This window comes from Streptomyces sp. NPDC058326 (genome assembly GCF_042879855.1).
Classification (GTDB): domain Bacteria; phylum Actinomycetota; class Actinomycetes; order Streptomycetales; family Streptomycetaceae; genus Streptomyces.
Genome location: NZ_JBHVZO010000007.1, coordinates 67,845 through 85,645 on the forward strand (window position 1 = coordinate 67,845; position 17,801 = coordinate 85,645).

The 17,801-nt window shown below is 70.7% G+C and carries 17 protein-coding genes and 1 riboswitch; of the genes, 5 read left to right on the plus strand and 12 right to left on the minus strand.

Annotated elements, in window-relative coordinates; genetic code table 11:
* Positions 1-150: 150 nt before the first annotated feature.
* The 5 genes from ACFVYX_RS15610 to ACFVYX_RS15630 form a co-directional block, all read right to left on the minus strand.
* Positions 151-1,920, minus strand: coding sequence for an ABC transporter substrate-binding protein (locus ACFVYX_RS15610; protein ID WP_389681895.1), 1,770 nt, complete (start codon positions 1,918-1,920; stop codon positions 151-153).
* A 108-nt stretch (positions 1,921-2,028) separates the two neighbouring features.
* Entirely contained in the window at positions 2,029-3,048 is a 1,020-nt protein-coding gene (locus tag ACFVYX_RS15615; protein WP_389681896.1) for an ABC transporter permease, read from the minus strand.
* A 362-nt stretch (positions 3,049-3,410) separates the two neighbouring features.
* Positions 3,411-4,202, minus strand: a complete 792-nt coding sequence (locus tag ACFVYX_RS15620) for an enhanced serine sensitivity protein SseB C-terminal domain-containing protein (protein WP_389681897.1) — start codon at positions 4,200-4,202, stop codon at positions 3,411-3,413.
* Between the two features lie 74 nt (positions 4,203-4,276).
* Positions 4,277-5,017, minus strand: a complete 741-nt coding sequence (locus tag ACFVYX_RS15625) for an enhanced serine sensitivity protein SseB (protein ID WP_389681898.1) — start codon at positions 5,015-5,017, stop codon at positions 4,277-4,279.
* A gap of 123 nt (positions 5,018-5,140) precedes the next feature.
* Positions 5,141-5,803, minus strand: coding sequence for an AAA family ATPase (locus tag ACFVYX_RS15630; RefSeq protein ID WP_389681899.1), 663 nt, complete (start codon positions 5,801-5,803; stop codon positions 5,141-5,143).
* A 151-nt stretch (positions 5,804-5,954) separates the two neighbouring features.
* Positions 5,955-6,054, plus strand: a riboswitch (glycine riboswitch).
* A gap of 173 nt (positions 6,055-6,227) precedes the next feature.
* Between ACFVYX_RS15630 and gcvT the strand changes: the two genes are divergently transcribed.
* The 4 genes from gcvT (at position 6,228) to ACFVYX_RS15650 (ending at position 10,628) form a co-directional block, all read left to right on the plus strand.
* On the plus strand, positions 6,228-7,352 hold the full coding sequence (gene gcvT, locus ACFVYX_RS15635) for a glycine cleavage system aminomethyltransferase GcvT (protein WP_389681900.1): 1,125 nt from the start codon (positions 6,228-6,230) through the stop codon (positions 7,350-7,352).
* Between the two features lie 77 nt (positions 7,353-7,429).
* Entirely contained in the window at positions 7,430-7,807 is a 378-nt protein-coding gene (gene gcvH, locus ACFVYX_RS15640; RefSeq protein WP_389681901.1) for a glycine cleavage system protein GcvH, read from the plus strand.
* 23 nt (positions 7,808-7,830) lie between these two features.
* Positions 7,831-9,099, plus strand: a complete 1,269-nt coding sequence (gene glyA, locus ACFVYX_RS15645; RefSeq protein WP_389681902.1) for a serine hydroxymethyltransferase — start codon at positions 7,831-7,833, stop codon at positions 9,097-9,099.
* A gap of 158 nt (positions 9,100-9,257) precedes the next feature.
* A complete protein-coding gene (locus ACFVYX_RS15650; protein ID WP_389681903.1) occupies positions 9,258-10,628 on the plus strand; it encodes an L-serine ammonia-lyase in 1,371 nt (456 codons plus the stop codon).
* Between the two features lie 112 nt (positions 10,629-10,740).
* Here ACFVYX_RS15650 and ACFVYX_RS15655 read toward each other — a convergent pair whose 3' ends face one another.
* A complete protein-coding gene (locus ACFVYX_RS15655; RefSeq protein WP_389681904.1) occupies positions 10,741-11,649 on the minus strand; it encodes a CopD family protein in 909 nt (302 codons plus the stop codon).
* A 67-nt stretch (positions 11,650-11,716) separates the two neighbouring features.
* Entirely contained in the window at positions 11,717-11,932 is a 216-nt protein-coding gene (locus ACFVYX_RS15660) for an EF-hand domain-containing protein (RefSeq protein ID WP_389681905.1), read from the minus strand.
* Between the two features lie 74 nt (positions 11,933-12,006).
* On the opposite strand from ACFVYX_RS15660, the gene ACFVYX_RS15665 reads away from it, so the two are divergent.
* Complete coding sequence (locus tag ACFVYX_RS15665) at positions 12,007-12,645, plus strand: GNAT family N-acetyltransferase (RefSeq protein ID WP_389681906.1); 639 nt, start codon at positions 12,007-12,009, stop codon at positions 12,643-12,645.
* Between the two features lie 51 nt (positions 12,646-12,696).
* Here the strand turns inward: ACFVYX_RS15665 and ACFVYX_RS15670 are convergent, their stop codons facing one another.
* The 5 genes from ACFVYX_RS15670 to ACFVYX_RS15690 form a co-directional block, all read right to left on the minus strand.
* Positions 12,697-13,887: a YncE family protein gene (locus tag ACFVYX_RS15670; RefSeq protein WP_389681907.1), complete on the minus strand. Its 1,191-nt coding sequence runs from the start codon at positions 13,885-13,887 to the stop codon at positions 12,697-12,699.
* Entirely contained in the window at positions 13,887-14,675 is a 789-nt protein-coding gene (locus ACFVYX_RS15675) for a polysaccharide deacetylase family protein (RefSeq protein WP_389681908.1), read from the minus strand. The genes ACFVYX_RS15670 and ACFVYX_RS15675 overlap by 1 nt, the downstream gene beginning before the upstream one ends.
* 401 nt (positions 14,676-15,076) lie before the next feature.
* Entirely contained in the window at positions 15,077-15,580 is a 504-nt protein-coding gene (locus ACFVYX_RS15680; protein ID WP_389681909.1) for an ATP-binding protein, read from the minus strand.
* Positions 15,581-15,651: 71 nt separating this feature from the next.
* Positions 15,652-16,419 carry an enoyl-CoA hydratase/isomerase family protein gene (locus ACFVYX_RS15685; protein ID WP_389681910.1) on the minus strand — a complete coding sequence of 256 codons (768 nt, stop codon included), beginning with the start codon at positions 16,417-16,419 and terminating at the stop codon, positions 15,652-15,654.
* Between the two features lie 82 nt (positions 16,420-16,501).
* Positions 16,502-17,770, minus strand: a complete 1,269-nt coding sequence (locus ACFVYX_RS15690; protein WP_389681911.1) for an Ig-like domain-containing protein — start codon at positions 17,768-17,770, stop codon at positions 16,502-16,504.
* Positions 17,771-17,801 lie beyond the last annotated feature (31 nt).

Consider the following 17,801-nt stretch of genomic DNA (forward strand, 5'->3'; position numbering starts at 1 on the left):
TCTTCCAACCCCCGGCGTCAATTTTAACCCACCCGGGGGGGCGGCGGGGGGGGGGGGGGGGCCCCCCTGGGGGCCCCCCGCCCGCCGCCCTCGGCCATCACCTGCCCTTCGGACCTGGCGGCGGGTGGTGCGCCGGTGGAGCGGGTCGGATTACTTGACGACGCCGAGCGACGCGTAGTCGTAACGGCCGTTGTACGCGTCGGCCGTGTAGACGTTGGTCAGCCGGGAGCTGCGCCAGATGATGTTCTTCTCGTGGGTGAAGGGCAGGTAGACCGCGGCCTCCGAGACCTTCGTGTTGATCTGCTTGTAGAGCTCGCCGGCCTTGTCGGGGTCGGTCTCCTTCAGCGCCTGGTCGAAGAGGCCGTTGATGGCCTTGTCGTTCAGCTCGGAGAAGTTGTTGTTGCCGCTCTCGAGGATGAAGCGGCCGTCGACCAGCGGCTGCAGGAAGCCCTGGCCGGACGGGAAGTCGGCGCCCCAGCCCATGATGATGATGCCGTAGCCCTTGTCCTTGACCACCTTCGGCGAACCGATGATGCCGGAGGTCTGGGCGCCGTCGAACAGGTCGATCTGGGCGTCGATGCCGGCGGCCTTCAGCGACTGCTGGAGGGACTCGGCGGTCGCGATCTCGATCTTCTTGTTGTTGCGGACCGCGATGGTGGTCTTGAAGCCGTTCGGCTTACCGCACTTCTTCAGGGCCTCCTTCGCCTTGGCGAGGTCCGGCGCGCCGCCCAGCTTGCCGTACGGGTCGGCCTTCGGGTCGGCGCCCTTGATCGCCGGCGGCAGCATGTTGGAGGCGATGTCGCCACCGGCCTGCGGGCCGCCACGGGCGGTCTGGAGGGACTTGGAGTCGGCCGCGTAGATGATGGCCTTGCGGCACTCGATGTTGGGGATGACCGTCTGCGGGAAGACCGCGTAACGGATGAAGCCCGTCTGCGGGTTGTCGACGTTCCCCTTGTGCTGCTGGAGCGCCTTCTGGCGGGCGGCGGAGCCGATGCCCGTGGCGTTGATGTCGAGGTCGTACTCGCCCTCGATCAGACGGTTGTCCATGTCGTCGGCGTTCGTGGTGAACGTGACGCTGATCTTGTCCGGGAGCGCCTTGCGGATGGTGTCCGTCTTCGCGTCCCACTTGTCGTTGCGGACGAGCTTGATGGACTTGTTCGGCGTGTACGAGTCCCACTTGTACGGGCCGGAGGAGAAGGGCTTCAGGCCGTACTTGGCCTTGGTGTCCTTGTCCTGGCGGACCGGGGAGGCGGCGGGCATGGCCAGCATCTGCAGGAAGTCACCGTTGGCGACCGGCAGCTTGAAGATGATGGTCTTGTCGTCCGGGGTCTCGATCGCCTTCAGGCCGAGCTTGTCCGCGGAGGTGTCCTTGTACGGACCCTTGTACTCGCCCTTGGGGTCGAGGACCTGCTGGAGGTAGATCGGGCCGCCGGAGATGACGTCCTGGGCCCAGATGCGCTCGATGCCGTACTTGATGTCCTTGGAGGTGATCGGCTTGCCGTCCTCCCAGGTCACCCCGTCCTTCAGCGTGAAGGTGTACGTGAGGCCGTCGGCCGAGACCTTGCCGGCGTCGGTGGCGAGGTCCGGGACGAGCTCGGTGGAGGCGGCGCCCGGCTCGGCCTTGAAGGTGACCAGCTGGCGGGTGTAGTAGCGGGCGAAGTCCCACACGAAGCCGTAGTAGCCGCGCTGCGGGTCCCACGAGTCGGCCTCCTGCGAGCCGATGAACTTCAGCTCGCCACCCTTCTTGTCGGAGGGGTTGGCGACCTTGTTCACCGCGGCGTTGAAGCCGGCCGCGGCGCCCTTGCCCTTCTCACCGCCGTTGCCGGTGTCGCCGCCGCAGGCGGTGGTGACGACCATCGTGGCCGCCGCGAGCAGCGCGCCTGCGGCGATTCTGCGCCTCTGAGAGCTCATCAGACTCATGGGTCTCGCAACCTCCGGGTAGTGGCGGCCGATACGGCGGTCCGCCGATTGGGGTGAGCCTCCTGTCGCCAGCGGCAGGGGCGGGTCTTGCGTGTCGTCGGCGAACGGTCAGCGGGAGCCCTTCGGGTCGAGCGCGTCACGCACGCCGTCGCCGAAGAGGTTGAACGCCAGAACGGTGATGAAGATCGCGAGGCCGGGGATCACCATGAAGAGCGGGTCCGCCTCGTACGTGGTGATGGCCGTCGACAGCATCTGCCCCCAGGAAGCGGTGGGAGGCTTCACGCCCGCGCCGAGGAAGCTGAGGGCCGCTTCGGTGAGGATGTTGGTGGGGATCATGAGGGTCGCGTAGACCGTGATCGGGGCGATCAGGTTGGGCAGCAGCTCGCGGCGCAGGATGTAGAGCCGGCCGGCGCCCAGGCTCTGGGCGGCCTCGACGTACTCGCGGTTGCGCAGCGAGAGGGTCTGGCCGCGGACGATGCGGCCCACGTACGGCCAGCCGAAGAAGCCGATGACGAGGACGAGGGCGGCGATGCGGACGCCCGAGCCGTCGAGGCCGAGGAGTTCGTTCGGCAGGACGGAGACCAGGGCGATCGTGAAGAGCAGCTGCGGGAAGGCGAGCATCACGTCCATGACCCGGCTGAGGACCGCGTCGATCCAGCCGCCGAAGTAGCCCGCGATGATGCCGAGGACCGTGCCGAGGACGACGGCGAAGACCGCCGCGAGGAAGGCGACGAGCAGCGAGATCTGGGCGCCGTAGACGATCCGGCTGAAGACGTCGCGGCCGTTGACGGGCTCGACGCCGAGGAGAAACTCGGAGCTGATGCCGCCCCAGGAGCCGATCGGGGTGCCGAAGAGCGGGTCGATCTGGTCCTCGTGGAACTCGTTCGGCGGGTGGCCGAGGAGGCCGACGATGACCGGCGCGAAGAGCGCGACCAGAACGAGGAAGAGGACGACGAAGGCGCCCGCGAGGGCCAGTTTGTCGCGCTTGAGGCGGGTCCAGGCGATCTTCCAGGGCGAGCGGCCCTCGATCGCCTTGCCGGAGTTGTCCGGAGTGCCGGGTGCGTCGGGCGTAGCGTCGACGGTGGCGGTCGACTCGCCCGCACTCGTCTCGCGCAGTGGTGCCGTCATCGTGGTGAGGACCCCTCTCGGCCGCCGGTAGCCGGCCCTTGCCCGCCGCGGGTAGCGGCTCGGTGGAACAACCTGCTGGGCACCTGCTCGAAAGGAGCCGAACGCCCGGTGTTCCGGGGAGTCTTCAATGCGTTTGTGATCACCCGCCAGCCCTGACGGGGAATGTTTGCTCAAACGTGATGCGGTGCTGTGACTTCCGTTATCCGGACGTCGCGATCACGTGAGCGGACCATCTCGGGGCCTCTTCCCCTCAATCGGACATGTCGCTCAACTGGGCGCTCGAGGTGGTTAATCAGGGCGAACGACGGCCTCCGGAGCGGACTCCGGAGGCCGGTGGGATGCGATGTGAGAAGAGAGGCGTCTCAGTATCCGGACGGAGCCGGGGGCGGGTAGCCGTATCCGGGGACGGGCGCGGAACCGCGCCCGGCGTGCGCCTCGCGGTCGTAGAAGGGCCGTCCGTTCGCCCGCAGCCAGAGCGCCACCGGGTCGTACGCGTCGGAGAGGGCGACCGTCGAGACGGGCAGCCCGTCGGGTACGGCGCCGATCGACTGGCGCATCATCGCGCGGACCGTGTCGACGGCCGCCGCGGAGGTGTCGTACAGATCGAGACCGATGACGAGGTACGGGGTGCCGAGCGCGGGCTGCACCCAGCCGCGGCGCAGCGCCCGGACCGCGGCCGTGCGGTGCGCGTTCTGCGTGAGCAGGGCGTAGAACTGCGGGATCTCCAGGCTGGGCTCGGTGACCCGCAGCGGCCCGGCGGGCATCCGGTCGAGGCCGGTGGCGATCCGGCGCAGATCGGCCCAGGGGATGCCGACGCCGCCGCCGGGGGCGTGCGGATTCAGCCAGACGCCCCAGCGGTCGGGGTAGAGGGCCCGGGCGATCTCCCGGCCGGTGACGAGCTCGTGGGCGCGGTTCCAGCCGGACGCGGCGAGTTCCTGGGCGGAGGTGACGCAGGGCGCGTAGCCGAAGCCGTCGACCTCCATGTTCCCGTACTGGGCGTCGGACGAGCCGGGAGCGCCGTCCCAGAGCAGCATCCAGAGCTCGCCGTCGGCGAGGGCGTGCAGGAGCTGCTCGTACGCGTCGTAGCGTCCGGGTGCCACCTGGCGCAGCATGTGCTCGACCTGTCCTGGCGCAGCGGTGCCTGACGCACTCACCCTGGGTCCCGCCCCTCTTCCGTTCACCACGTTCGTCCAGCTACCGATTCAGTTCAGCTTAAGCAGGGGGCCGGTCACACGGCGGCGCGCTGGTAGAAGGGTCGCACCCGCTCCAGCATCCAGTCGCCGACCGGGTCCTGGGCCATGTCGAGCAGGATGAGGTTGACCGGCCAGGCGACCTCGACCCGGCCGAGGGCGCGGCCCAGGGCGTCCAGGGGCGCGTTGCGGTCGACGCCGTCCCAGGCGGCCAGCTGGACGCCGATGAAGAGGGCGGGTTCGGTGCCCTCGACGCTGGCGAGGGCGCGGCGGGCGGTGGTCACGACGCCGGTGGCGTCGAACTCGGCGGAGGCGGCGGCGAGGAAGTCGACGGGGTCGTCCTGCCAGTCGGGCTCGAAGAGGCGGACGCGGCCGCCGCTCGCGGGGCCGTCGAGCGGGGTGCGGCCGACGCGGCAGAGTTCGGCGACGGCGGGCGGGGGCAGCGGGACGCCGACGGTGCCGCCGGGGTTCACGGCGATGCCGAGCTGCGGGGGCAGGCCGCGGGCGAAGTCGCGGGCGGGCGCGACGGTGAACGACATGTGACTGCCGACACAGGCGAGGAACTGCTGCTCGGAGCTGAAGACGGGGACGTAGGCCGCGCCGTCGATCTCCATGGTGGGGAGGTCGAGGTCGGGGCTTTCGGGTCCGCCGCCGTTGGGCAGGGGCACCCAGATCGGGCTGCGGCCGAGCGTCTCGACCAGGCGGGCGCCGGCCGCGGGGTTGCCGAGGGATGCGGCAAGGACCTCTTCCAGTTCGTTGCCCGGCCACGTCACGTCCACGGTCCCGTTTCCCCTTCTCGCACGGCCTGCCGCACCGGCCGCCCGGCAGCACCCTAACGCCGCCTCGGCGCCGTCGTGGCCAAAAGGGTACGGAACGAAGGCGGGCCGGGGTCGGGGGGTCCGTCAGCAGGTCTCCCGGAATCCGATCTTCCGAAGCGCGTCCGCCGCGTCCCGGTCGAGCAGGGTGGCCGAGGCGCAGCCGTGCGGGAGGCGGCCGGACTCGGCGGCCTCGACGAGCCTGCCGACGGCCCGCCGGTGCCGGGCGAAGGCGTAGGCGGAGACGCCCCGGCCACGGGCGCGCTGCCCCTCGCGGGCGGTGTCGGGGGAGACGTCGAGGAGGAGCAGGTGCAGGGACCGGCCGCGGCGGCGGGCCTCGCGGGCCAGCCAGCCGCGCACCCAGGACTGGGTACCGCAGTCGTGCACGACCACTCCGGCGCCGGTACGCAGGGCGCGGCGCAGCCCCGCGTAGTGCGCGAGCCGGACCAGGGGGCGGTAGACGGCGTACGGCAGGAGGCCGGGCATCCGGGCCTCCCAGCGCTCGCGGGCGTCCTGGGAGTCGATGCCGGTGCCCTCGGCGGCGCGCTTCATCAGGGTCGACTTGCCGCTGCCGGGGAGCCCGGAGACGACCACGAGGTCGCCGGCCGCGAAGGTGAGGGCGCGGGGGGCGCGGCCGCCGCGCTCGCGCAGGTCGCGGAGGAGCCGGCCGCGGCCGCGGGTCCTGGCGCGGGCGCGCTGTGACGGTATGCCGGTACTCGGCGCGCACGCGCCGCTGTGCTGGATCCTCATCGCTTCTCCCCCTGCCGGGCCTTGGGAGACCCTTGCCCACAAAGTGTAAAGAAACGGTAATGGGACACAAGCGATATGCCCCGCCGAGCTCGCGTGCAATGATGTGCCCGCCAGGCGCGCACAGTCGCCACACAATCGCATACCGGCCGCTCGAATCCGCGCGGGAGAGTTCCGGACCGCACCGCGTGTCCGGACGCCGAAGGAGCAAGACCCTCCCTTGAATCTCTCAGGCCCCGTACCGCGCGGATGAGGCAGATCTGAAAAGCGGGACACCCTGCTGTGTCCCCACCCAAGGTGCAAGCCGATCTCTCGGTGACGAGATGCTCTCGGTGAACCTCTCAGGTTCCATGACAGATGGGGAGGACGTCCTCGCCCGTCATGTGTTTCGTCACCGATCACGCCCTTGGGACCCGGGAGCCACCCCATGAGCACTGCCCCCCGCCTCACCGCCCTCGATGCCCTGCATCGTTCCCTGGGCGCGACCATGACCGACTTCGCCGGCTGGGACATGCCGCTGCGGTACGGCAGCGAGCGCGACGAGCACAACGCCGTCCGCACGAAGGCGGGCCTCTTCGACCTCTCCCACATGGGCGAGATCACCGTCACGGGCCCGCAGGCGGTCGAGCTCCTCGACCACGCCCTCGTCGGCAACATCTCCACCGTGGGCAACGGCCGTGCCCGCTACACGATGATCTGCCAGGAGGACGGCGGCATCCTCGACGACCTGATCGTCTACCGCCTCGGCGAGACGGAGTACATGGTCGTCGCCAACGCCTCCAACGCGCAGATCGTCCTGGACGCCCTGGTGGCCCGCTCGGGCGGCTTCGACGCCGAGGTCCGCGACGACCGTGACGCGTACGCCCTGATCGCCGTCCAGGGCCCGGAGTCCCCCGGCATCCTGAAGTCGATCACCGACGCCGACCTGGACGGCCTGAAGTACTACGCGGGCCTGCCCGGCACGGTCGCCGGTGTGCCCGCCCTGATCGCCCGTACCGGCTACACCGGCGAGGACGGCTTCGAGCTGTTCCTGAAGCCCGAGCACGCCGAGGGCGTCTGGAAGGCGCTGACCGAGGCGGGCGCGCCGGTCGGTCTGATCCCCTGCGGTCTCTCCTGCCGCGACACGCTCCGCCTGGAGGCGGGCATGCCGCTGTACGGCCACGAGCTGACCACCGCGCTCACCCCCTTCGACGCCGGTCTCGGCAGGGTCGTGAAGTTCGAGAAGACGACCAACGACGGTCGCTTCGTCAGCCGTGAGGCGCTGGAGAAGGCCGCCGAACGCGCCGAGACCGCCCCGCCGCGCAAGCTCGTCGGTCTGGTCGCCGAGGGCCGCCGGGTCCCCCGCGCGGGCTTCCCCGTCGTCAAGGACGGCGTGGTCATCGGCGAGGTCACGTCCGGCGCGCCGTCGCCGACGCTCGGAAAGCCGATCGCGATGGCGTACGTGGACGCGGCGCACGCCGAGCCCGGCACCCAGGGTGTAGGTGTGGACATCCGCGGCACCCACGAGCCGTACGAGGTCGTGGCGCTGCCGTTCTACAAGCGCCAGAAGTGACGCAGTCGTCTCATCCCCGGTCTCATCCCGCGAGACCCCCGTTCATCAGCACTCCCCCGATCCAGGAGAATCAGGTCATGAGCAACCCCCAGCAGCTGCGGTACAGCAAGGAGCACGAGTGGCTGTCGGCCGTCGAGGACGGTGTCGCCACGATCGGCATCACGGAGCACGCGGCGAACGCCCTCGGCGACGTCGTCTACGTGCAGCTCCCGGAGGTCGGTGAAACGGTGACCGCGGGCGAGTCCTGTGGCGAGCTGGAGTCCACCAAGTCCGTCAGCGATCTGTACGCGCCGGTGACCGGTGAGGTCGTCGAGGCCAACCAGGACGTCGTGGACGACCCCTCCCTGGTGAACACGGCTCCGTTCGCGGGTGGCTGGCTGTTCAAGGTGCGCCTCGCCGGTGAGCCGGAGGACCTGCTCACCGCCGACGAGTACACCGCCTTCACCGCCGGCTAAACGAGACCCTTAGGGATCGATTCATGTCGCTTCTGAACACTCCCCTCCACGAGCTGGACCCGGACGTCGCCGCCGCCGTCGACGCCGAGCTCCGCCGCCAGCAGTCCACCCTCGAGATGATCGCCTCGGAGAACTTCGCTCCGGTCGCCGTCATGGAGGCGCAGGGCTCCGTCCTCACCAACAAGTACGCCGAGGGCTACCCGGGCCGCCGCTACTACGGTGGCTGCGAGCACGTCGACGTGGCCGAGCAGATCGCGATCGACCGGATCAAGGACCTGTTCGGCGCCGAGTACGCCAACGTCCAGCCGCACTCCGGTGCCTCCGCGAACCAGGCCGCCCTCTTCGCCATCGCCCAGCCCGGCGACACGATCCTGGGTCTCGACCTGGCTCACGGCGGTCACCTCACCCACGGCATGCGCCTGAACTTCTCCGGCAAGCAGTTCAACGTGGTCGCGTACCACGTGGACGAGGCCGGTCTGGTCGACATGGCCGAGGTCGAGCGCCTCGCCAAGGAGCACCGCCCCAAGGTGATCATCGCGGGCTGGTCCGCCTACCCGCGCCAGCTGGACTTCGCCGAGTTCCGCCGGATCGCCGACGAGGTCGAGGCCAAGCTGTGGGTCGACATGGCCCACTTCGCGGGCCTGGTCGCCGCCGGTCTGCACCCGAACCCGGTCGAGTACGCGGACGTGGTGACCTCCACCACGCACAAGACGCTCGGCGGCCCCCGCGGCGGCATCATCCTGGCGAAAAAGGAGTTCGCGAAGAAGCTGAACTCCTCGGTCTTCCCCGGTTTCCAGGGCGGCCCGCTGGAGCACGTGATCGCGGCCAAGGCCGTCTCCTTCAAGGTCGCGGCCTCGGAGGAGTTCAAGGAGCGCCAGCAGCGCACCCTGGACGGCGCCCGCATCATCGCCGAGCGCCTGGTCCAGGACGACGTCACCGCCCACGGTGTCTCGGTCCTGTCCGGCGGCACCGACGTCCACCTGCTCCTCGTCGACCTGCGCGACAGCGAGCTGGACGGCCAGCAGGCCGAGGACCGTCTCCACGAGGTCGGCATCACGGTCAACCGGAACGCCGTTCCGAACGACCCGCGCCCGCCGATGGTCACCTCGGGTCTGCGCATCGGCACGCCGGCGCTCGCGACCCGCGGCTTCCAGGCCGAGGACTTCACCGAGGTCGGCGACATCATCGCGGAGACCCTGAAGCCCGGCTTCGACGCCGAGAAGGCCGCGTCGCTGAAGGCCCGGGTGACGGCGCTCGCCGACAAGCACCCGCTGTACCCCGGCCTGAAGTAGTTTCGTACCCTTTTGTTCGTACGAACGTCCGGGGCATCGCGCACACTGAAAGGTGAGCGCGGTGCCCCACCCCATGTCGTGCCCGTTCCCGATCTTCCTGCTCCGTTCTGCACCACCCCGGCAGACAACGGCGTCTAGCCCCCCACAAGGAGTCCCCCGTGGCCATCTCGGTCTTCGACCTGTTCTCGATCGGCATCGGCCCGTCGAGCTCCCACACGGTGGGACCGATGCGCGCGGCACGGATGTTCGCCCGCCGGCTGAAGAACGAGGGCCTGCTCGCCGGCACCGCGAAGATACGAGCGGAGCTGTACGGCTCGCTCGGCGCCACGGGCCACGGCCACGGCACCCCGAAGGCGGTCCTGCTCGGCCTGGAGGGCAGCTCGCCCCGCACGGTGAACGTGGAGACCGCCGACGACGAGGTCGAGCGGATCAAGTCCAGCGGCCGGCTCAACCTCCTCGGCGCGCACGAGATCCCCTTCGACTTCGACGCCGACCTGATCCTGCACCGGCGCAAGGCACTCCCGTACCACGCCAACGGGATGACGATCTTCGCGTACGACACGGACGGCGGCCTCGTCCTGGAGAAGACGTACTACTCGGTCGGCGGCGGCTTCGTCGTCGACGAGGACGCCGTGGCGGGCGAGAACCCGATCGTCCCCGACGACACCGTCCTGAAGTACCCCTTCCGCACCGGTGACGAGCTGCTCCGCCTCGCCAAGGAGACCGGCCTGTCCATCTCCGCGATGATGCTGGAGAACGAGAAGGCCTGGCGCACCGAGGACGAGATCCGCGCGGGCCTCCTGGAGATCTGGCGGGTCATGCAGTCCTGCGTCTCGCGCGGCATGTCCCGCGAGGGCATCCTGCCCGGCGGTCTCAAGGTGCGCCGCCGCGCCGCGAACTCCGCCCGCAAGCTCCGCTCCGAGGGCAACCCGGCGGCGCACTCGATGGAGTGGATCACCCTCTACGCGATGGCCGTGAACGAGGAGAACGCGGCGGGCGGCCGTGTGGTCACGGCTCCGACGAACGGCGCGGCCGGCATCATCCCGGCGGTCCTGCACTACTACATGAACTTCGTGCCCGGCGCCGACGACGACGGTGTCGTGCGCTTCCTCCTCGCCGCCGGCGCGATCGGCATGCTCTTCAAGGAGAACGCCTCCATCTCCGGCGCCGAGGTCGGCTGCCAGGGCGAGGTCGGCTCGGCCTGCTCGATGGCGGCGGGCGCGCTCGCCGAGGTCCTGGGCGGCAGCCCCGAGCAGGTGGAGAACGCGGCCGAGATCGGCATGGAGCACAACCTGGGCCTGACCTGCGACCCGGTCGGCGGTCTGGTCCAGATCCCGTGCATCGAACGCAACGGCATGGCGGCGGTCAAGGCCGTCACGGCGGCGAAGATGTCGATGCGCGGCGACGGCAGCCACCTGGTCTCCCTCGACAAGGTCATCAAGACCATGAAGGAGACCGGCGCGGACATGAGCGTCAAGTACAAGGAGACCGCGCGCGGCGGGCTCGCGGTGAACATCATCGAGTGCTGAGGGCGGTCACAGGGGGCCGCCCGCGAGGACTCGCGCTCCGGGTGGTCCCGGCCTGCCGGGGCGCCGCCGGGCCGGTGCCCCGGACCGTGCGGCGGCCCGCGAGGGGGAACCGTCAGGGCCCGAGGGCGACCGGGTCCGGCACCACGGTCAGCAGCGCCGAGACGACCATGATCGCCGCGAGCACGGACACCTCCACGCGCGCGGGTGCCTGGGCGTTCCCGCCGGCCAGCATCCGCCCCCGGGCGGCGAGCGCCAGCAGGCTCGCCCCGCCGAACAGCACCAGTTTCACGAGCAGCACCCGGCCGTAGCCGGTGCTCAGGACCGCGTCGAGGGGCAGCTTGCGCAGCGTCGAGACGGTGCCGGTCACCGCGAGTGCGGCGTACACCCATGCGGCCATCCGGGCGTACCGGACGAGGACGTCCCGCCCGCCGCCGCGCAGTCTCATGGTGCGGAGCACGTACAGGAGGCTGCCGGCCCAGAGCGAGGCGGCGGTGAGGTGGACCAGGGTGAGACAGGTCCCGAGGAGGGGCTGGTACGTCTCCGGATGGGCCCGCATCGCCTCGGCCCCGACGGCGAGGGCGAGCGGCAGGGCGGCGAGCGCGGGGCGCCGGGAGGCGGCGCAGAGGGCCGCCAGGACGAAGGCGTTGGCCGTGACGAGCAGGAGACGGCCCTCGCGGAGCCCGTAGACGACGGTCGGGCTCAGTCCGCTGACGGCGGTGAAGAGGATCAGGAGCCCGGCCGAGGCGGCCGCGGCGAGGAGGGCGGCGGGGGCGGACCAGGCGCGGGGCCGTGGCCCCTGGCCCGAGAGCCGGCTGCCGGCGAGTTCACCGACGTGCACGGCCAGACCGGTGAGTACGAGGAGCCGCAGCACCGTGGTGGTGCCGGCGGCGGGTATCCGGAGCTCGCCCGTCCCCGTCTGGGCTATGCCGCCGCCCAGCAGGGCGACGACGAGGACGGCGACAGCGGCGAGGACCGCCGCTGTCAGACGGCTCGGGGTACCGGGTGGTCCGGGAAGCGTCACCGGACGATCGTCACCGAGCCCCGGGCGGGCGGCAACTCAGGGTTGCCCGGCCCGCCCGGGCGGCGGGTCAGGCCTTGCTGAGGTGGGACCAGAACTCGTCCCAGGACAGCTTGCCGTCGCTGTTGGCGTCACGCTGCTTGATGAGGGCCTCGGCGACCGTCTCGGTGACGTTGAAGTCGCCCAGCTGCGCCATGACGCTCTTGTACTCCGCGGCGGTGATGAAGCCGTCCCCGTCCACGTCGTACCGGTTGAATGCCGTGCGTGCCGACTCGATGTCCGCCACTGCTTCCGCCCCTTCTTGGTGCTTCTCTGACGGTGGTCAGATTAGCTGGCGCGGCGGTGCCGGATGATGGGGGTATGAGCAACGAGGTGGCACGGATCCTGGCAGCGGCGGCGGACGGGGAGTTCCCGCCTCCGGACGGGTCGACGACGGTGGTCCCGCAGCCGAACCCGCGGGACGCGGGTGTGCTCGCCTTCACCGCCCACTCGGTGGTGTTCACGGACGCCGACCCGGAGTGGATACGGGCCGAGCTGGCGGCCACGTCGAGCGACCCGCTCGCGGCGAGCATGAACCCGGTCTTCCTGGCCGCCCTCATGGCCCGTACCGGCCGCCGGATGCACACGATCGACCTGCTCACGGTGGCGGGCGCCCTGCCGGGTCCTCCCCCGCTGGAGCTCCGCGAGATCGAGGACCCGGAGCACCCGAGGGTGGCGCGGGCGCTGAAGTTCCGCGACGAGGTACGGGTGTGGGCGGCCGACGGCGGGGTGCTGATCCTGGGCCGGGGTGTCGCGGGCCGCTGGGAGGCGGCGATCGAGGTGGACGAGGAGGTACGCCACCGGGGTCTTGGCCGCGCGCTCGCGACGGCGGCGCGGCATCTCACCCCCGGCGGCGTGGTGTGGGCGCAGCAGTCGCCGGGCAACGCCCGCAGCGTGCGGGTCTTCCAGGCGGCGGGCTTCCGTCCGGTGGCGTCCGAGGCGCTGCTCGTGGCCCACTGATCAGGGCCTGTCCGGACGGTCCCGCCCGGCGACTGCTCGCGGCCGACCGGGCTACCGGAAGATGCCGGTGTGGCCGAGGGAGTAGCGGCCCGGCTGGGGATAGACGGCGAGGCCGTGGGGGCCGCCGCCGACCGGGATGCGGGCGAGCTGCTTTCCGGTGGTGGTGTCGATCGCGTAGACCTCGGAGTCGTAGCGGCCGGAGAGCCAAAGGACCTTGCCGTCGGCGGAGACGCCTCCCATGTCGGGGGAGCCGCCGTCCGGGAGCCACCACTTCTTGGTGAGCTTGTTCTTCGCGAAGTCGAAGACGGAGACCGAGCCCTCGCCTCGGTTGGGCACGTACATCTCGCGCGAGTCCCGGCTGATGTAGAGGCCGTGGCAGCCCTTGCCGGTCGGCATCAGGGTGGGGGTGGTGAACTTCTCGCCGTCCAGGACCCACATGCCGTGGGCCATCATGTCGGCGACGTAGAAGGTCTTGCCGTCGGGGGAGATCTTCACGTCCTGCGGCATGGCGCCCTCGAGGGGCAGTTTCTGCTGGCCGATGACCTCCATCTTCTCCGTGTCGACCTTGAGCAGTTCGCCGGAGAACTCGCAGGAGACGACGAAGTAGCGTCCGTCGGCGGAGAAGTCGGCGTGGTTGACGCCGTAGCAGCTGACCGGGACGGTCTTCTTCCGTTCCATGGTGTGCGGGTCGCGGAAGACGAGTTCGCGGTCGAGCGAGGCCATCACGATCGCGTACTTGCCGTTGGGCGTGAAGTAGAGGTTGTACGGGTCGTGGACCTCGACGGGCTTGCCGGCGACGCCGGTGGCGGGGTCGATGGGGGTGAGGGTGTGGCCCCGGTTGTTGTTGACCCAGAGGGTCTTCATGTCCCAGGAGGGCACGACGTGCTGGGGCTGGATGCCGACGGGGATGGTCTCGATGACCTGGTAGGTGGCCGGGTCGATGACGGAGACGGTGTTGGAGTTGGTGTTGGGGACGTAGACGCGGGAGGGGAAGTCCTTGACGACCGGGGAGAGGCGGCCGGGCCGGTCGGCGGCGTAGACGTCGTTCGGGTCGAGGAGCGGCGGCATGCCGGGGAGCCCGGCCGGGGCGGCGGGGGCCTTCTTGACGGGGGCGGCCTTCTTCGCGGCGGCGGCTCCGTCACCCGGGCCTCCGGTGCCGCAGCCGGCGAGGAGAGCGAGGACGGCGGCGGCGAGGAGGGTTCTCGTGCGCTTCGTGAAGTGTCTCTGCGTGGGGTGTGCCATCAGGTCAGCAGCTCCGTGGTGGTGACCGCGCGGAGCCCCCGGCGGTCGAGTTCGGCGAGGAGGAGGGGCAGGGCGGCGGCGGTGCCGGGGTAGCCGAAGTGCAGGCTGACGACGGATCCGGCGCGGGCCGTGCCGGTGACGTTGCGCACGACGGCGGCGGCGCCTGGCGAGGTGTGGTCGAGGGAGTCGACGTCGTACGAGAGGACGTGCGGGTATCCGGCGCGGTGGGCGGCGCGCAGGACGGCAGGGGTGGCGTGCTGGGTGCGGGAGGGCCGGAACCAGGTGCCGATGGAGCCGGTGAGCCGGCGCAGCCGGGTGGCGCAGGCCTCGATCTCGGCGAGGGCCTCGGCTTCGGTCAGGGCGTTGACGTCGGTGTGGTGCTGGGTGTGGTTGCCGAGGTCGTGTCCGCCGTCGACGATCCGCCGGGCGAGGCCGGGGTGGGCGTCGAGCCAGCTGCCGACGGCGAGGACGGTGAGGCGGGCGCCGGCGTCCTCGGCCTGGGTGAGGAGCATCCGGGCGAGGGCGGGGTCGCCCTCGCCGTGGAAGGTGAGGGCGACCCGGGGCCGGTCTCGGGGGCCGTGGGTGATCTCTGCGGGCTGTCCGGGGAGCCGCCGCGGGGCGGGGGCCGCGTGGGGCGCGGGGGCGGGAGGCCGTGGGGTGGGTGCGGCGGGACCCCGTGGGGTGGGAGCGGTGGGTCGGGGGGCCGTGCCGCAGGCGGTGGCGAGGGCTCCCGCGAGGGCGGCGGCCGCTCCCGCGCGGAGGGCTCCGCGGCGGTCGGTCGGCTTCACGCGACCATTTAAAGGCGAGAGTGCCCGATTTATTACGATTACGCCGATTCAGGACGTTTGCGTACCCCGGAGGTGTGTCCACCATGCGGACGAGCCCCGGAAACAATCGATGAACCGCATAGCCATTCACTGTTTGCAAGGCGAGTGCTGCATGTCACCAAGGATTCATCATGAAACTGTCACGGTTTGCCCCTCATTGCACCAGTAGGCGCCTTTGGCGGCAAGGCCCCTTGTCTGCCATAGTCGGAGACACCGACCCCCATTGACCCGGGCCAGGTCGACATAGCGGCCGTGGATACACCCCCCCGTCCACGGCGCACCACACGGAAGCCCCCACGCACCCCACCACGGCGCACGGGGGCTTCCGTGCGTGCGGGGGCGCCGGACGCGCCGGCGGGGAGTCAGCGGTCGGAGACCCGCATCTCGAACCAGGTCGTCTTGCCGCGCGGCGCCAGGTCCACGCCCCAGCGGTCCGAGAGCTTGTCGACGAGGAAGAGCCCCCGCCCGCTCGTGTCGAGCTCGTGCACCGGCATCAGACAGGGCAGTCCGCGCGAGGGATCCCGCACCTCGACCCGGATCCAGCCACGCCGCCGCTGTAACCGCAGCGCGAAGACCCTGGCGCCGGTGTGCCGGACGGCGTTCCCGACGAGCTCCGAGACCAGGAGCACGGCGTGCTCGGCGATCTGCGGGCCGAGACCCCACTGCCGCAGCACGACGTGATGGGTGAGCCTGCGGGCCACCCACGCGGATTCCGGGCGGGACGGCAGCCGGACGTCCTCGTCCGCCGGATTGCCGTACAACTCCACTGCTCCGGCGGCCTGTTCGTCGTCCGCGGCCGGTGACCACCGCGCTGCGGCCGCGCTGCCGCGCTGCCGCGGTTGTTCCCTACCCTCCAGGCCCGCCATGCCCCCCATCATGGCCGTACGGAGCCGTCCGCGGGGGCCGTTCCGACGGATCGGCCCCCGGGACACGCCCGTCAGGCGAACTTCGCCTTCCCGGGGCCCTCCTCGACGAAGCTGCGCATCCCGCGCTCGCGGTCCTCGGTCGCGAACAGGCCCGCGAACCAGGTGCGCTCGATGGCGAGACCGGTGTCGATGTCGGCCTCCAGACCCTGGTCGATCGCCTCCTTGGCGGCCCGCAGGGCGACCGCCGGGCCCTGCGCCAGCTTCGCGGCCCAGGCGTGCGCCTGCTCGTACACCTCGGCGGCCGGGACGACCCGGTCGACCAGACCGAGCGTCAGGGCCTCGTCGGCCTTGACCATCCGGCCGGTGAAGATGAGGTCCTTGGCCTTGGAGGGGCCGACCAGGCGGGACAGGCGCTGGGTGCCGCCGGCGCCCGGGATCAGGCCGAGCAGGATCTCCGGCTGGCCCAGCTTCGCGTTGTCGGCGGCGATCCGGTAGTCGGCGCAGAGCGCGAGCTCGCAGCCGCCCCCGAGGGCGTATCCGGTGATCGCGGCGACGACCGGCTTGGGGATGCGGGCGACGGCGGTGAAGGCGTCCTGGAGGGCGCGGGAGCGCTTGACCATGGCCACGTGGTCCATGACCTGCATCTCCTTGATGTCCGCGCCGGCCGCGAACACCTTCTCCCCGCCGTACAGGACCACGGCCCGCACGTCGTCGCGGTCGGTCGCCTCCTGGGCCAGTTCACGCAGCCGGTCCTGGGTGGCGACGTCCAGGGCGTTCATCGGGGGGCGGTCGAGGCGGATCGTGCCGACGCCTTCGGCGACTTCGAGGTTCACAGTCATGGGAGGAAGGTTAGTGTCCGTTAACGCGGAAGGGCCCGGTGCTGTTGCTCACAGCACCGGGCCCGCACTCCGTCGCGTACAGCTACGCGATCCACTCCGACCAGTCCATGTTCCAGCCGTTGAGGCCGTTGTCCGGCTTGATCTGCTTGTCCTTGGAGTTCTTCACGACGACCACGTCACCGATGATCGAGCGGTCGTAGAACCAGGCCGCCGGCATGGAGCTGTTGCCCGCGCCCCGGGCGTCCTGGAGACCGACGCAGCCGTGGCTGACGTTGGCGGAACCGAAGGTGCCCGCCGCGGCCCAGTAGTTGCCGTGCACGAAGGTGCCCGAGGTGGACAGACGCATCGCGTGCGGCACGTCCTTGATGTCGTACTCGCCGCCGAAGCCGACCGTGGCCCCGTTCATGCGGGTCACCTTGTACTTCTCGCTGATGACCATCTGACCGTTGTACGTGGTCGTGGACGGGGCGCCCGCGGTGATCGGGATCGTCTTGATGATCTTCCCGTCGCGCTCGACCTTCATCGTCTTGGCGCTGGCGTCGACCGTGGAGACCTGACGGCGGCCGATGGTGAAGGAGACCTTCTTCTTCTGCTTGCCGTAGACACCCGGGCGGCCCTCGACGCCGTCCAGGTTGAGCTCGACGGTCACCTTGGTGCCCGCGGCCCAGTAGTTCTCCGGGCGGAAGTCGAGGCGGTCGTTGCCGAACCAGTGGCCCTCGATCCGTACGGCCGGCTCGGCCGTCACCTTGATGGCCTTCTCGACCGCGTCGGGGTCGGTGATGCCCCGGGTGAAGTTGATGGACACCGGCATGCCGACGCCGACGGTCGAACCGTCCTCCGGCGTGTAGTGGCCGATGAAGGTGTTCTTCGGGACCAGGGTGGTGAAGGTGATGTCCTTCGCCGACTCGCGGCCCTCGGCGTCCTTCGCGATCGCGTGGACCTTGTACTGGGTGGCCGCGGCCAGATGGGCGCTCGGCGACCAGCTGGAGCCGTCCGCCGCGATCTCGCCCTCGACCGCCGTGCCCTTGGAGTCGGCGACCGTGACCGTGGTCAGCTTGCCCTGGGCCGCGGTGACCTTGAGGGCCCCGCTGGTGGCGACCGATTCGGCGCCGTCCTTCGGAAGGATCGTCACGACCGCCTGAGAGGCCGCGTTCTCCTGCTTGCCGCCGCCCTGCGCCGCCGGTCCCTGTCCCCCCGTACCGCCCGCTCCGGGCGTCTCACCGCCGCCGCAGGCCGTGAGCACCAGGAGCATCGCTCCCGTCGCGAGGGCCGCCATCCGGACGCCCCCGCGTCGTCGGCCGCGCCGCCCCTTCGCCCCTACCGATGTCCCCGATATCGGCTGCCCGTTCACTGTTTTCTTCTCCCCTCGCACGGCCCGGCAC